General features: G+C 57.3%; 11 protein-coding genes. 5 read left to right on the top strand and 6 right to left on the bottom strand.

The features are described 5' to 3' along the window. Positions 1 to 40 precede the first annotated feature (40 nt). Entirely contained in the window at positions 41 to 2365 is a 2325-nt protein-coding gene (locus tag H6G07_RS16135; RefSeq protein ID WP_084173224.1) for an FdhF/YdeP family oxidoreductase, read from the top strand. A gap of 68 nt (positions 2366 to 2433) precedes the next feature. Here the strand turns inward: H6G07_RS16135 and H6G07_RS16130 are convergent, their stop codons facing one another. From H6G07_RS16130 to H6G07_RS16120, 3 genes are all read right to left on the bottom strand, one after another. Further along, the gene (locus tag H6G07_RS16130) at positions 2434 to 3270 is read right to left on the bottom strand and encodes an SWIM zinc finger family protein (RefSeq protein WP_073609045.1); all 837 of its coding nucleotides are present in this window, start codon (positions 3268 to 3270) and stop codon (positions 2434 to 2436) included. 36 nt (positions 3271 to 3306) lie between these two features. Further along, positions 3307 to 3777, bottom strand: coding sequence for a DUF29 domain-containing protein (locus H6G07_RS16125; protein ID WP_073609046.1), 471 nt, complete (start codon positions 3775 to 3777; stop codon positions 3307 to 3309). Between the two features lie 87 nt (positions 3778 to 3864). After that, positions 3865 to 7050 carry a DEAD/DEAH box helicase gene (locus H6G07_RS16120; protein ID WP_073609183.1) on the bottom strand — a complete coding sequence of 1062 codons (3186 nt, stop codon included), beginning with the start codon at positions 7048 to 7050 and terminating at the stop codon, positions 3865 to 3867. A gap of 195 nt (positions 7051 to 7245) precedes the next feature. Here H6G07_RS16120 and H6G07_RS16115 point away from each other — a divergent pair, with 195 nt between their 5' ends. Both H6G07_RS16115 and H6G07_RS16110 read left to right on the top strand, forming a co-directional pair. Beyond that, complete coding sequence (locus H6G07_RS16115) at positions 7246 to 7791, top strand: superoxide dismutase family protein (RefSeq protein WP_073609047.1); 546 nt, start codon at positions 7246 to 7248, stop codon at positions 7789 to 7791. Positions 7792 to 7928: 137 nt separating this feature from the next. Beyond that, positions 7929 to 9449: a pentapeptide repeat-containing protein gene (locus H6G07_RS16110; RefSeq protein ID WP_073609048.1), complete on the top strand. Its 1521-nt coding sequence runs from the start codon at positions 7929 to 7931 to the stop codon at positions 9447 to 9449. Positions 9450 to 9451: 2 nt separating this feature from the next. Here the strand turns inward: H6G07_RS16110 and H6G07_RS16105 are convergent, their stop codons facing one another. Then, positions 9452 to 10105 (bottom strand): Uma2 family endonuclease, encoded by a 654-nt coding sequence (locus H6G07_RS16105; RefSeq protein ID WP_073609184.1) that lies wholly within the window; start codon positions 10103 to 10105, stop codon positions 9452 to 9454. A 136-nt stretch (positions 10106 to 10241) separates the two neighbouring features. Next, on the bottom strand, positions 10242 to 10979 hold the full coding sequence (locus tag H6G07_RS16100; protein ID WP_084173225.1) for a TspO/MBR family protein: 738 nt from the start codon (positions 10977 to 10979) through the stop codon (positions 10242 to 10244). Positions 10980 to 11148: 169 nt separating this feature from the next. Here H6G07_RS16100 and H6G07_RS16095 point away from each other — a divergent pair, with 169 nt between their 5' ends. Continuing rightward, the gene (locus tag H6G07_RS16095; protein WP_073609050.1) at positions 11149 to 12651 is read left to right on the top strand and encodes a hydroxysqualene dehydroxylase; all 1503 of its coding nucleotides are present in this window, start codon (positions 11149 to 11151) and stop codon (positions 12649 to 12651) included. On the opposite strand, the gene H6G07_RS16090 is transcribed toward H6G07_RS16095, so the two are convergent. After that, positions 12643 to 13086, bottom strand: coding sequence for a hypothetical protein (locus H6G07_RS16090; protein WP_073609051.1), 444 nt, complete (start codon positions 13084 to 13086; stop codon positions 12643 to 12645). The two genes, H6G07_RS16095 and H6G07_RS16090, sit on opposite strands and share 9 nt — an antisense overlap. Positions 13087 to 13435: 349 nt before the next feature. Here H6G07_RS16090 and rsgA point away from each other — a divergent pair, with 349 nt between their 5' ends. Next, positions 13436 to 14500 carry a ribosome small subunit-dependent GTPase A gene (rsgA, locus tag H6G07_RS16085; RefSeq protein ID WP_073609052.1) on the top strand — a complete coding sequence of 355 codons (1065 nt, stop codon included), beginning with the start codon at positions 13436 to 13438 and terminating at the stop codon, positions 14498 to 14500. The last annotated feature ends 129 nt before the right edge of the window (positions 14501 to 14629 follow it).

Raw genomic sequence — 14629 nt, 5'->3', positions numbered from 1 at the left:
GCTATAGTTGTTGCATAGCAGCTGTAGAGAGACCTGCAACATGACCGATCGCACTCACCCCGATAGCGACGCACCATCGCCCGCCGAAACGCACCCAGCCACAGCAAACCCCGGCGTTGAAGACGAGTCTATCCCTGCTCCTGCGGTTGGCGGCGGTCTGCCGATCATTCAATATTGGGCACAAAAGACCCTTTCCCCCCAGGGGCCGCAGATTTGGAAAACGCTGTTTCACAAGAGCGCCTGCCTGTCGTGCGCCTGGGGCACCGGGGGGCAAAACGGCGGCTTTATCAACGAGCTAGAAGAACCACTACAGCGCTGCATGAAGAGCGTGCAGGCCATTTCGTCGGAGCTGCAACCGGGCCTGAGCGACCATTTCTTCGCCCGCCACACCATCGCAGAACTGCAAGCGCTCACCTCCCGCGAGGCCGATCGCCTCGGTCGCCTCAGCTTTCCGGTGATTCGCCGCGCCGGGTCTGATCACTATGAACCGATCACCTGGGACGAGATCTACCGGCTGACCACCGCTGGCTTTTTGCTGCCGCCAGAGCGGGTGGCCTCCTACAGTTCGGGGCGATCGTCCAACGAGGCGGCCTTTCTGTTGCAGCTCATGGTGCGGGCGATCGGCTCCAACAACCTGGCCGACTGTTCTGACCTGTGCCATGCCCCCTCCACCGTCAGCCTCAACAAAGTCTTTGGCACCGGCACTTCGCTGGTCAGCTTGGAGAGCCTGCGCCAGGCCGACTGCGTGGTGCTGGTGGGGTCAAACGCCCCCGCCAACCATCCCCGACTGATGAATGAGCTGATTGAACTGCGCGATCGCGGCGGCAAAGTCCTTGTCATTAACCCGGTTAGAGAGGTGGGTCTGGCCAAGTTTGGCTCCCCAGCCCACCCGCTGCGGCTGGTGCAGGGCGAAGAGATTGCCTCGCTGTTTTTGCAGCCATTACCGGGCAGCGACCTGGCCCTGTTCGTCGGCATTCAGAAGGTGCTGCTAGAGCGGGGCTGGGTGCAGTTTGACTACCTCAAGGCCCACACTGAGAACTGGCAGGATGTGATCGACCAGGTGGCCGCTACCGGGTGGGAGGCGATCGTCGCCACCTGTGGCCTCACGCTGACGGAGATTATTGCCGCTGCGGAGATGATCCACAGCAGCCAGAACGTCGTCTTTGCCTGGGCGATGGGTATCACCCACCAGGCCAACAGCGTTGACAACATCTACAGCATCGCCAACACCGCCCTAATGACCGGCAACGTGGGCAAACCCGGCGCGGGCCTGATGCCCATTCGCGGCCACTCCAACGTGCAGGGCTTTGGCTCGATGGGTGTAATGGCTCACCTTAAAGACAGCATTCGCGAAGCGCTGGAGAAACTGCTGGGCAAACCGCTCAAACGCGAACCGGGCTACGACGCCCGCGCCCTGATTGAAGCGAGCGATCGCGGTGAAGTCGATACCCTGCTGTGCCTGGGGGGCAACCTCTACGCCGCCAACCCCGACCTGACCCAGGCCAAACGCGCCCTCGGCAACATCGACACGATTATCTACCTGGCTACCAAGCCCAACCAGGGCCACTTCCACGGGCTGGCGCGGCAAAACACGATCATCGTGCCCGTCTACGCCCGCTTCGAGAACCCCCACAAGACCACCGTCGAGTCGGGCAACAACTTTGTGCGGCTTAATAGCCCCGGCAAAACCCACCTAAAGGGGGCCGACCTGGTAACAGAGATCGACTTTTTAGCGGAGCTGGCCCACAGCCTCCACGGCGACCAACCCATCGACTGGCGACGGCTGCACGATACCCGCTACGTGCGCCAGCTCATCGCCCAAACCATTCCCGGCTACGAAAAAATTGGCGAGATTGACGATACCAACGCCGAGTTCACCATTGGTGGGCGCATCTTTCTAGAACCCAAATTCCCCACACCTTCGGGAAAGGCCGAAATGCAGCCGACGCCGCTGCCCGACCTGACGCTGCCGACGCTGCAAGATTTTGGCCTGCCCCCAAATTCGTTAGATGGCCAGCATCCCGCCCTGGTGCTGGCGCTGATCACCGGTCGCAGCTACGGCCAACACAACACTGTGGTCTATAAAGAAGCCGACGAGTATCGGGGCATGCCCCACCGCTACTGCATTTTGATGAATCCTTTGGATGCTGAGCGGGTCGGCTTTGTACAGCACCAGCGGGTGAGCGTGCGGGGGGATGCGGGCCAGCTTGACGGTATTGAGATTATTTTTGGGGAGGTGCGATCGGGTGCGGCACTGATGTTTTACCCCGAAGCAAACGTGCTGATGAAGGCGCGGATTGAACCCAGGGCGGGGACTCCGGCTTATAAGCGGGTGCCCGTGGCGATCTTTGCTGGAGCTGTGTAGAGGCAGTGCAGGCTAGAATTCCAGTCTGAATGGCACAGACTAGGTGGTGGGCAGTGCCCACCCACGTTCTACAGGCGGTCTTTGTTTTTGCTGCGGACGCGATCATACAGACTCTCCATCGCTTCGATGAACGAGTTATCGCGACTCCAAAAGGCGGGGAAATCGCCCTGCTTTTTGACCAAAATGGCTGGCACTGCTGACGGTGTAGCTACCTCAATAGTTTGAGGCAATCGCTTTTCCCCCTGCCAAAACTCCTTCAGGCTGGGGGACGACGCTTCTACGGTCTGGGGCTGGGTGTAGTAGTGCTCTACAGCGTCGGGGGGACGCTGCTGGGCCGAGAGTTCTGCTGAAAGCGCCTGCCCTAAGGGCGACTTGGCTAGCTCGGCTTTAAACTCTTCCCTGGGCAATCCCCGCAGCTCAAATAATAGGAAGGGATCGCGATCGAGTTCGGCGGCGATTAGGTAATAGACCCCGGCGATGTGTTTGCAGGGGTTGCTGTAGTCGGGGCACGAGCATTTGGTCTTAAAGTCTTTGGCGCTGGCGGGCAGCAGGTTCAGCCCCAGGGTTTTGAAGCTGTCTTCGATGTTGTCGGGGATTTCGTTGAGCAGCAGCCGGGAGATTAGGCTGGCTTTGGAGGCGATGAGGGCGATCGCAGCGGCCCACTTGGCTTTGCTAATCGGCGTAAAGTCGATGGTGGTTGTATACAGCGGTTCTTTAGTCACCCCAAAGTACGGGTTCACCGACCCGCGCACCTTGGCCGTGACCAAGCCACCGTCGATCTCAAAGCTTTTGACCTTGCCGCCGCTGGCGTAGGAGCGCCCCCGCTGCAATCGGCCCGAGTCGGTGAGGCGCTCGATCGCATCAATAAACCTCTTTCCCCACCAGGTGCGGCTAAAATTTGCCATCGCTAGCTTCCAGTGCTGGCTTTATTGTAAGTGAGCCTACGCGTCGGGCAGAAAATCAGGGTTGAGAGTCGCTTCGAGGCTGAATGGGTTGGCTTCGGGAAAAGTTTCGGTAGGTAGACCAGTCTCGACCGCTGCTTTTTTGCGGGCTAGGGTGTAGCAGTCAGCAAAGATGCTGTCAACGTAGGGCTTTAGGCTGGGGCTATCGCGAAAGGCTTTGTCGATGCGATCGCGGTGTTCCAAAATTGTGAATCGCCAGCTATTGGAGCGGCGATCGGGCTGGTACTGGTACTTCAACAAATGCCGGAGAAGGACTTCTAAATTGCTCTCTACCGCCCGCTTTTCGCTGCGCCCCATATCGTCGAGTTCTTCCGCCAGGTTGACCACATCAATCTCACTCAACTGACCACTACGCAACAGTCTGGCGGTTTCAGTCAACCAGTTCAGATAGTCCTGGTCGTAGGGGCTTGAAGACTCTACAGGTAGGTGGATAGGGCGAGAAGCGGTCATGGAGACTGTATGGCTCTAAGCGACCATCCTAGCAGACCCACTGAATAGACAATGAGTGAGGAATAGAACGTGTCAGCCATGGCCACATCAATCCATAATGGCGCTTTTGTTGAGGGCGATCAGTTGTTTAAAGGCGTCGTTGTCTAGCTCTGTCAGCCACGATTCATCTGCTCCAACGATCGCACCCGCCAGTTTTTTCTTATCCTCAATCATCTGGTCGATGCGTTCTTCCAGCGTGCCCATGGCCACGAACTTGTGGACGAAGACATTTTTCTTTTGGCCAATGCGGAAGGCGCGATCGGTGGCCTGGTCTTCGACGGCGGGGTTCCACCAGCGATCGAAGTGGAAGACGTGGTTAGCCTGGGTAAGGGTGATGCCCACCCCAGCAGCCTTCAGCGACAGTACAAAGATAGCGGGCTCGGTGTCGGGGTTCTGGAAATCAGCGATCATCTGCTCGCGTTTTTTGCGGTTGGTGCCGCCGTGGATGTAATAGGTGTTGTAGTGGCAGGTGTGCCGCAGGTGGTGCTCTAGGGCGTCGCCAATTTCACGAAACTGGCTAAAGACCAGGGCGCTTTCGCCTTCGGCTACCACTTCGTCAAGCATTTCGAGCAGACGGCTGAGTTTGTGCGATCGCTCCGGCGAGAACTCACTCTCATCCTGCAAAAACTGGCGGGGGTGGTTGCAGATTTGCTTTAGCTTGGTCAATGTAGCGAGAATCAGCCCCTTGCGCTGAATGCCCTCGCTGGTTTCGAGCTGTTCGGTAACATCCTTGAGCACCGCTTCGTAGAGGGAGGCCTGCTCAGGGGTGAGGTTGCAGAACAGCTTTTGCTCCACCTTGTCGGGCAGATCTTTGATGATCGACTGGTCAGTTTTGAGCCGCCGCAGAATGAAGGGTTCTACCAACTTTTTGAGGGTGGCGGAGCGGGCAGGGCTGTTTTCTTTTTGGATGGGCAGCTCGAACTGTTTGCGAAACTGGCTCTGGGTGCCCAGGTAGCCGGGGTTGAGGAAGTTGAAGATCGACCACAGATCCATCAGGCGGTTTTCGACCGGGGTGCCGGTGAGGGCGAGGCGGTGGTTGGCGTTGAGCTTGAGGATGGCCTTGGTCTGGGCGGTTTTGGGGTTTTTGATATTCTGAGCTTCGTCGAGCACGATGCGGTGCCAGGTGACACCCTCTAGCAGCTTGGCGTCTTTGCGGGCCAGGGTGAAGGAGGTGATCACCACATCGTGGTCGCGGCAGAGGGCTTTGAAGGCTTTGGTATCCTGATTCCGTTCTCCACCGTGGTGTACCACCGCCCGCAGGTGCGGCGCAAACTTTTGGATCTCGTGGTACCAGTTGCCGACCACAGAAGTCGGCGCAATCAGCAGCGTGGGAGGAATGGGCTGGGCCGCTTCTTCTCGCTCTTGAATCAGGCGGGCGATCACCTGAATGGTTTTGCCCAGGCCCATGTCGTCGGCTAGGCACCCGTTCAGGCCCAGATTTTCTAAATAGTGCAGCCAGGAGAGGCCGCGCTTTTGGTAGTCGCGCAGATTGCCCTGGAGCTGGTCGGGGTCGGGGGTGAGTTCGAGGCGGGTTTTGTCGCTGAGCTGGGTGAGCATGGTGGCCAGGGCATCGTCGCGATCGAACTCCACCTCTAGGCTGTCGTCGGCTTCGCCGCTGGTCAGGCGCATAAAGTCGAGCAGGCTCATCTCAGGGTTTTCGGCCTGCTGCTGCTGCCAAAACTCCAGCATCTGCTGCATTTTGTCTTGGTCTAGCTCCATCCACTGGCCGCGAAATTTGACCAGGGGCGACTTGGCATTGACAAGCTGTTGCCACTCCTGCTCGGTGACGGGCTGGTCGCCGATCGCCAGATCGTACTGATATTGCACCAGGGTGTCGTAGGAAAAGTAGCCTTTGGATTTGTCGCCGCCGCTGATTGATTTGCCCTTGGCCCGCAACCGCACCTTGGCTCGCTGGCGACCCTTGGGCGTCCACCAGGCGGGGACAATGACTTTGTAGCCCGCGTCTTCGAGCACCCAGGCGGATTCTTTTAGAAAGGTGAAGGCGGTGTCGAGATTGAGGTGGATGCCGACGGGCTCGTCCGTCTCCAGACCACGCCACAGATCCGGGTAGATTCGGGCGGCATAGCCCAGGTTCATGAGTAAGTTTTGTTCAAACCCATCTCCCATTTGAACTTTGACCTGGGTCTGCTGCTTGGGGCGCATGCGCCAGTAGTCATCCAAAGAGACTCTGAGGGAGGGGTCGTGTTTGGGAGAAACCTGAAACTGAAGCTGCCAGGGATCTTCTGGTTTGAACGGGTCTTGCAGATGAAAGTACAGATAGAAGGTCTGGTCGGTTTGGGTACGAACGATGCGATCGCGCCATCCCTGCCACTGCTGATAGCGCTCCAGATCTGCCGCCGATTTGCCAGGAGTCTTGACCTGCAAACAGTCCTGAATCAGCGTGTTCTCAATGGTTTTTAGGTAGTTTTGGGGCATTGCCGTGCCCCGCACCAGATCATCCACAAAGCATTCTGAAAAGTGGCGGAGAAGAGTGGTGCGATCGTAGAAGGTAGGTGCGGCGGGCGGTTCCTCAAACCCGGCGGCGCAGAGCAGGGGCATGTAGTCGATATAGGTTTGGATGTGCTCGTGGTAGCGATCGCCAACGATCTCCCACCCCGAATAAATCTCAAACCCTGGCTCTGGTTTTACCGTCTGTTTTTTGGTGGTCTTCGTCCCTGCTGCCTTGCGTCCTGCAGATGCCTTCGCAGCCGCAACCTGCCGATACTTCAGCGCAGGAATGTATTGATCGCGCAGAATGACCTGCTTAAAAGCCTGGGTATAGTGGTACCAAAACAGCAGATCGGCCCCCAGTTGCACCTCCGCCAGGTTGTAGACGGCCAGAAAGTGCAGATTTTTCAGCAGGCTAATTACGTCGGCCAGAACAGGGAGTTGATAGCAATCGATCTGCCAGAATTGCCAGTCAAAGCTGTCTGGGGTTTCTACTTCCAGGTAGCGAGATAACTCTAAAGAAGGGAGCGGCTGCCCCTCTACTGTGGGCAACAGGAATGTGCGCGGGGTGATGGAGGCAGAGAAAGGGCGGCGATCGGGGGACTTCAGCCCTAGCTCATCAGTGAGAACGGTGACTAAGTCGGGTTCTGACAGGTGGCAGGGGTGGGTCTCTGACGACAAACGGCGGCGGCTTTTCGCCTCCGTTTCTACCCACAGATAAAAAGCCCCTGCTTGCACAAAGTTGGTAGCGGGCTGCGGTATCCAGGTGCCGTGGAGAATTTGCATCATTCCATCCCGACAGTAGTGCGATCGAGGCTAGGCCAACCCGTTTAGCCCCTCTAAGCAAGCCGATCAGCCGTCTCGTTTTGACCAGCATAGCAATGCTTAAGTTTTACCACGGAAGCTTGCAAAGCGTAGGCGGTCGCCGTCACCCAGCAATCCAATCCTTTAAGATCTACCGCAGATGCTACGGATAGACCTATGCTTGCCTTCCTCAATCGATTTCAGCTTTTTTGTTTGGCTCTGTGCCTGGGTGCCCTGACCCTGCTGGCTCGCCCCGCCTTGGCCGATGCGCTCATTGCCCAGGCTGACTTGATTGACAACAACGGCAACGCCATCGGCACGGTGCAGGTTGAGCAGGGGCACAAAGGGGTGTTGGTGAATATTCAGGCCAAAGATTTACCCCCCGGCTATCACGGTATGCACTTTCACGCCGTAGGTGACTGTTCAGATTTGGCGGCCTTCAAGTCGGCGGGCGGGCACGTGAATCCTTTCAATACGCCCCATGGGTTTCGCAACCCCGATGGCCCCCACGAAGGCAATTTGCCCAACCTGGTAGTCGCTGCCGATGGCACGGTTGAAGTCGAGCTGTACAGCGACATCGTTGCCCTAGACTCTGGGGCGGCCAAACTGCTGGATGACGATGGCACAGCGCTGATCATCCACACCGATAAAGATGATCACTATTCGCAGCCCATCGGCGGTTCGGGCGATCGCATCGCCTGTGCGGTGATTAAACAAGCCTAGCGAAGTAGCCACAGTCAATGTTTTGCTGCTCGATTATCACCATCTCCATCCCCAACTCAGCCCTGAAGCCAAAGCGGGTTGGGGAACCGATCGGCGAAACGCTTAGTCTAGGTTGAGAAGATACAGGCTCAACGACCATGGCAAATGCAACCCAAGTCACCTTGCTCAGGCAGGGGAGTGAGGTCTGGAATGCCTGGAGAAAGCAAAATCCCAGAATTGAGATATCCCTCTGGTTTGATGACCTTAGTGGTGCCAACCTCAGTGATGCCGACCTCAGCAACGCCTACTTGAGCAATGTCAACTTAAGCAACGCTAACCTGAGCAATGCCAATCTCAGTAACGCCAACCTGAGCAATGCCAACCTGAGCAATGCCAACCTGAGCAATGCTAACCTCAGCAATGCCAACCTCAGTGACGCCGTTCTCAACAACACCAACCTCAGCGATGCGGCCCTCAGCTACGCCGTTCTCAACCAGGCTCAGCTTAGCTACGCCATCCTGAGCAATGTTGACCTCAGCTACGCCGATCTCAGCCAGGCCAACCTCAGCAAAGCTAGTCTCAGCAACGCCTACTTAATCAATGCCAACCTCAGCAAAGCCAACCTGAGCAGCGCTAACCTCAGCAACGCTAATCTCAGCAACGCCGACCTCAGCCATGCCAACCTCAACGCGTCTCAAATTCTCTATGCCAATCTCACCCAGAGCAAACTCACAGGAGCCTGCATAGCCGACTGGCAAATGGGTAGCTCAACCGTCCTTGAAGATGTTAAATGCGATTACATTTTTCGCACCTATGACCAGCAAACTGGGCAATTCTCCAGTCGTCTTCCCATCGCCCCTGGGAGCACATTTACCCCAGGCGAATTTACGCAGCGATTTCAAATTATCGCCAGCGCGCTCGAAACCATCGACATCACTTTCACCGAGGGCATTGACTGGCAAGCTTTTTTCCAATCCTTCCAAGATCTACGAGACAGTCGCCCTGACGAAGACATCTCAATTCAGGCGATGGAAAGCAAGGGCGATGCCTTTGTCGTGCGGTTAGAGGTAGAGGCTGAGGTCGATAAGGCAGCGATTGAAACAGAGGTTAAGCAGCGCTACGCCTATCAGCTCGCCGCTCTCGAAGCTCAATATGAGCAGAAGCTCCGACTACAAGGCGCTCATCTAGAAGACATCAGAGATTTTCTTAACGTTGAGCGACAAGAACGAACTCGATTATCAAAGGTTGTAGAAACAATGGCTAATGAGCAGAAAGTTCCCAAATATGACATGCGCGGCGCTCAGTTTGCGGGCGGGTTTGCCGAAACCATTCAAGTTCAAGGTAATAATGTCGGTGGAATTATCAACAACTACGGTCAAAATTCTGACGATGTCGTGCGTCTGCTAACGTCTCTTCGTGAATTATCTCAGGCGTTTCCAGAAGAGCAAAAAGCAGATGTTCTCATGGAGCTGGATGACCTAGAAAGCGATCTCAGCAAGCCAGAACCAGAACCAAAACGCCTTGGCAAACGCCTCCAACGGCTGATCGCGGCAGGAACAGCCGCCGCCACCCTGGCTGGGGGAGCCGCCACCTTTTCTGGCAACGTCAACGAGTTTACCGAAAACGTGTTCGAGCTTGGCGAGAAGATTGGCTTGACCAGAGAGGTCATGCAACCCTAACGTTATGCACCCTGCGATTGCTCTTTTACCCAGTTCCTCACGGCTCGCCGCAGGGCCAACCGCCCCGCCGATCGCTGCGATTCAATTAGCTGAGGCAGGGCGAGAATATCCAGCGTGGGAAACACTCGGCTTTGCTCTGAGACCTCGTAGCGATCGCCTTCCAGCAAATAAATCGTCAGTACACCGCTGTCGTAGCACCAGGTTTCTGGCACGCCCAGCCGCGCGTAAATTGGGAAGCGATCGAGGGATTTGCTGGTGAGATCGACTTCGAGGGCGAGATCGGGGGGCGGGTCGCGCTCTAGATCAAACTCCAGCTTGCCGCGCACCAGCGCCTCGTTTTGAAAGTAAAAACAGTTGTCGAGTTCGATGCCTGCCTGCTGAGCCTCGCGTCGCCAGGTGGTAGAGCCGTAGCACTCGTAATCTTGTTCTAATACCTCGGCCATATCCTCAATGGCAGTGCTAATCGTTTGCTTGAAATACTCGTGCTCCGGCAGAGGGGCCATAATTTCCAAGAATCCGTCGTCGTAGGCGATGCGGGTGCTGCGGTGGTTTCCCAGTTCAGCCAAAATGGCTTCGAACTCGGCCCAGCTCACGTCGCGCAGCACCAGGCTCTTGCCCAGGGGTACCTCAATTTGGCGTAGCTCAAGGGTGACCATGGGTGCTTTCACCAGGGGAGAAGAACAGAATCCTCGGCGTCGTTAGCATTCATTGTGGCTAGCCTAGCCTATGGCAGCGGTGACGAAGAATCTGGAGTAGATCAAGCTAAATGGTGCATCGCTGCGCGGATGCACCCTACGACTCGGCTCTGGACACGACTGGATACAAAGGTTCTTGGCCATTCAATTGCCATAGGCTGATGCAGAGGGCGGTGGCGATCGCCAGCCACACCAGCGACGGCAAAATAATCCATCCCGCCAATGGCACTACCTGAAAATAGCCGACCGTGACCACCACTACCGACAGCAGCGGCCCCACTATCACCATCGGCACCGCCGCCCCCAAGCGACCTTCTACCGTAAAAATCGTATTCCAGGTGTCGCCCAGGCTGAGGTGCGCCACGTAGAGAATCAGCGGCCAGCTCAAAAAGGTCTGCCCCATTGCCGACCACACCAGGTAGGCCGACACCACCCGCAGCACGGCAATACTCATCCACACGATGGGGAAGGCCAGGGGCGGCGGTGCCCAGCCCGGACGCTGGAGCGACTTGTAGCGCCCGCTGTTGCGGGTATTGTCGAGCAGAGAAAAGAGGCGCGATCGCAGCGTCACAAAGGCAAAAAACGCACAGGCGATCGAGGTCGTTACCCAGAGCGCTAAGGCTCCCAGGTTGAAGTACTGAAAGGCCACATCCATAGCCCACAACAGCCCGGTCATCGCGGCTATTTGGGCGATCGTTGCCCCCAAATAGATCAGCGTGGCTTTCCTGTCCCACCTGGGATTGGCTAAATCGGTTCGAATGGTGGTGTCGCGGGCGGCTTCGTTGACCCCCATCACCCTGTTGACGCCGTTTTTCACAAGTTTGTTATTGCTCATTTGCCTAATCAGAGTGGTTTATAGGGACAGCTCTGCTCCCCTCGCCCCTTAGGAGAGGGGTTGGGGGTGAGGGAGGCCGAGGACGCAATATCTACCCCTGATCCTAAACCCTAGCCGACGCTGCTACCGATAGAGTAAAGAAGGTCTATGGGCAACGGGGGCGAGAATCATGGAAAACACAGCACAAAAGCGGGTGGTCGTGGTCGGCGCAGGCTGGGCCGGGTTGGGCTCCGCCTATCACCTGGCCCGCCAGGGCTACGCCGTGACGCTGCTAGAAGCCGGAGCCTATCCAGGTGGCCTAGTGGCGGGCTGGCAAACGCCCCAGGGCCGTGCTGTCGAGGCGGGCATTCACGGGTTTTGGTACCCCTACCGCAACATTTTTGCCCTGACAGATCATCTCGGCATTCAGCCATTTACCGAGTGGACGCGATCGGCCCAATATTCGCCCCAGGGGCTAGAGGTCGAGTCGCCGCTGTTTCAGGCCCAGCCCTACTTACCCACACCGTTGGGCACCTTTCTCTACACCGACTTCAAGCGTCTGCCGCTGATCGATCGCCTCTCGGCCCTGCCCCTGTTGCAAGCGCTGATCGACTTCGATAACTCTGACGAGGCCTGGCAAAAGTACGATCGCATCACCGCCCGCGAACTCTTCCGCCAGTACGGCGTATCGGCCCGGCTCTACCACGAGTCGTTTGAGCCGATGCTGCTGGTGGGGCTGTTTGCCCCGGGCGAACAGTGCTCGGCGGCGGCGGCGTTGGGAATGCTCTACTACTTCATCCTCGCCCATCAGCCCGACTTTGACGTGCGCTGGTGCCGGGGTACGGTAGGGGCGCAGATTTTTCGGCCCTGGACGGAGGCGATCGCACGGGCGGGGGGCAAGATTCTCGCCAACCACCGTGTGTCGGATGTGCGGGTAGAGAATAACCGGGTGACGGCGGTGGTCTGCGGCGACGAGGTGTTTGAGGCCGATGCGGTGGTGTTTGCGGTGGGTATCAGCGGGCTGAAGAAAATTGTGGAGCAGTCACCGCAGCTGAGGGATCGTACCGAGTTTAGCAATATCCGCAATTTGGGAGCGGTTGATGTTCTCGCTACGCGGCTGTGGTGCGATCGCAAGATCGATATTCCCCTGCCTTCCAACGCCTGCTTTGGCTTTCACCCCACCACCGGCTGGACTTTCTTTGACCTCAACGCCCTGCACGACGAGTATCGCGACGAGCCGGGCACCGTGGTTGAGGCCGACTACTACCACGCCAACCAGCTGCTGGCGCTGGATGACGACCAGGTGCTCAAGCAAGTGCAGCAGGATTTAGCGGGGTGCATTCCTGCCTTTGGCGAGGCCAAGATCATCGATCACGCTGTGGTACGTATCCCCCAGGGGGTGACGCACTTTGCCCCTGGCAGCTACCGCTATCTGCTGCCCGGCACCACCAGCTTCGACAACCTGTTTATGGCGGGCGATTGGATTGTCACCCGCCACGGCTCGTGGTCACAGGAAAAAGCCTACGTGACGGGGCTGGAGGCGGCGAACCGGGTAATTGCGACCCTGCATCAGGGTCAGCCTGCGGAGATTTTGCCGGTAATTCCTGACGAGCCGCATATTCAGGCGATGCGATCGGTTAATCGTTTTGTGCGGCAGGGATTGCAGGGGTTGCCCCAGTTTTGGCTACCGTAGCGTCGAAATTCTTACCGGAACCAGTTGCCCTTCCCACTGCCGCCATTGGTAGTGGCGAAAAATCTTCTTACGTCGCCGCTGCTTGGGTGGCCCAGTCAAAATCGCCAGGCTGTAGGCCACCAGATAAACCCCAGCCCAAATGCTGTAGGCGTGGACAGAAACGCCTATCTCAGGGCCATCGTAGTAGCGCAGGAGTGTAGTAGATAGGTCAGCAAAATAAATGCCAAAGATGGCCCAGCGAACCAGCGGAAAATACTTTCTAGCTAAGGGATATCGCGCCGCACCGGTAAACATGACCGGATATTGCAGATACATCAATAAGAAGAACGCCATGGCAAACAGAATGCCGATCGCCGCCAAAAGCGTATAGTTTTCTCCTAGAGAATCGAGTGTTATGCCAAGCGCTAACAAGATCGCCGCAGTAACATTGATCATCACTATCCCTTATACAGCCGCTAGTTTGCTATAGAAAGTTCTCTGGGCGCTAGTGTTCCCCGAACGAGCCAGAGTCTTAGCGAACTCTCCAATATTTATAGATTTGCTGCAAAATTGACGGCGCTAGGCCCAGCAGGGGGGCGATCGCTCTATGCTTGGAGGTGGGCAAATCTATAACCAGGCCATGAATGGTTTTAGAGCCCTGAAAACAAGTGCCAAGAAGGTGACCTATGGCTGAGTCGGTATTGTGCGGCAACCAACATTTTTTCTGGCAAGGCTAGGCGGCACCTAATATTGGGTCGACCGTATGAAGCCTTGCCCCACGTAGGCTTCATTTGAGGAAAAACCCTTGAACTTAACTGAATTAGGCGGGTGGAGCACCACCTGCGATCGCGCTTTTGCCCCTTGGGCAAAGGCCGGTTTTGAAGCGGGCCGAGTCGCGCTAGAGCATCGCGGTGCCTACCGACTCTTAACCCCAGACGGAGAGCTGTCAGCAGAAATCGCTGGGCAGTTTCGTCACCAGGCAGCAGACAGCCAATCCTTTCCAGCGGTAGGCGACTGGGTCGTCATGCAGCGGCAGGATGAGGGCACCCACGCCGTCATCCATGCAGTGCTGCCGCGCCAGAGCGAGTTTGTGCGCAAGGCGGCGGGCGGCAAAACCGAGGGCCAGGTGGTAGCCGCCAATGTCGACACGGTGTTTTTAGTGACTGGTCTCGACGGCGACTTCAACCTGCGCCGCCTGGAGCGCTACCTAGTGGCCGCTTGGGAAAGTAAAGCAGTACCCGTTGTGGTGCTAAGTAAATCGGATACCTGCGATAACCTGGCGGATTGCCTCGATCAAGCTGCATCGGTTGCCATGGGCGTACCGATTCACGCTGTTAGTGCCGCTACGGGAGCTGGGTTAGAACAGCTCGTCCCTTACCTGGGGGCGGGGCAAACCGTGGCGCTGATTGGCTCATCGGGGGTGGGTAAGTCTACGCTGACCAATCACTTTTTGGGCAGTCAGCAGCAGACGACTCAAACCGTGCGCGAGGATGACAGTCGCGGACGACACACCACCACCGGGCGACACCTGCTGCCTCTGCCATCGGGGGCGCTGCTGATTGACACGCCGGGCATGCGCGAGCTACAGCTCTGGACCACTAGCGAGGGGCTAGAGGCCACCTTTGCCGATATCGAAGCCCTAGCTGAGGACTGTCGGTTTAGGGACTGTCGGCACCAGGGGGAGCCGGGCTGTGCGGTGGCAGGGGCCGTTGCAGCGGGCGACCTGAGCCGCGATCGCCTGCACAGCTACCACAAACTCCAGCGCGAGCAGCAGTGGCTCGACCAGCGGCACGATGCCCGCGCTGCCCTCAACAGCAAACGCCGTTGGAAGACGATTCACAAGGCGATGCGCGATCGCTACAAAGGCTAGAACCGCTCACTCCCTAGTCACCCCCAATTGGCCCAGGCATACCCAGTAGGTATGCCTGAGCTAGCAGACTGCGGTGTTTTCTGGCGCGGCATTGATTTTGTCGTCAGTGCCGCTGGGGTATAGCCTGAT

The organism is Phormidium tenue FACHB-1052 (genome assembly GCF_014696675.1).
GTDB lineage: Bacteria > Cyanobacteriota > Cyanobacteriia > Phormidesmidales > Phormidesmidaceae > Nodosilinea > Nodosilinea tenuis_A.
The sequence above is the reverse complement of the archived record's forward strand: the minus strand, read 5'-3'. Positions and strand labels throughout refer to the sequence as shown.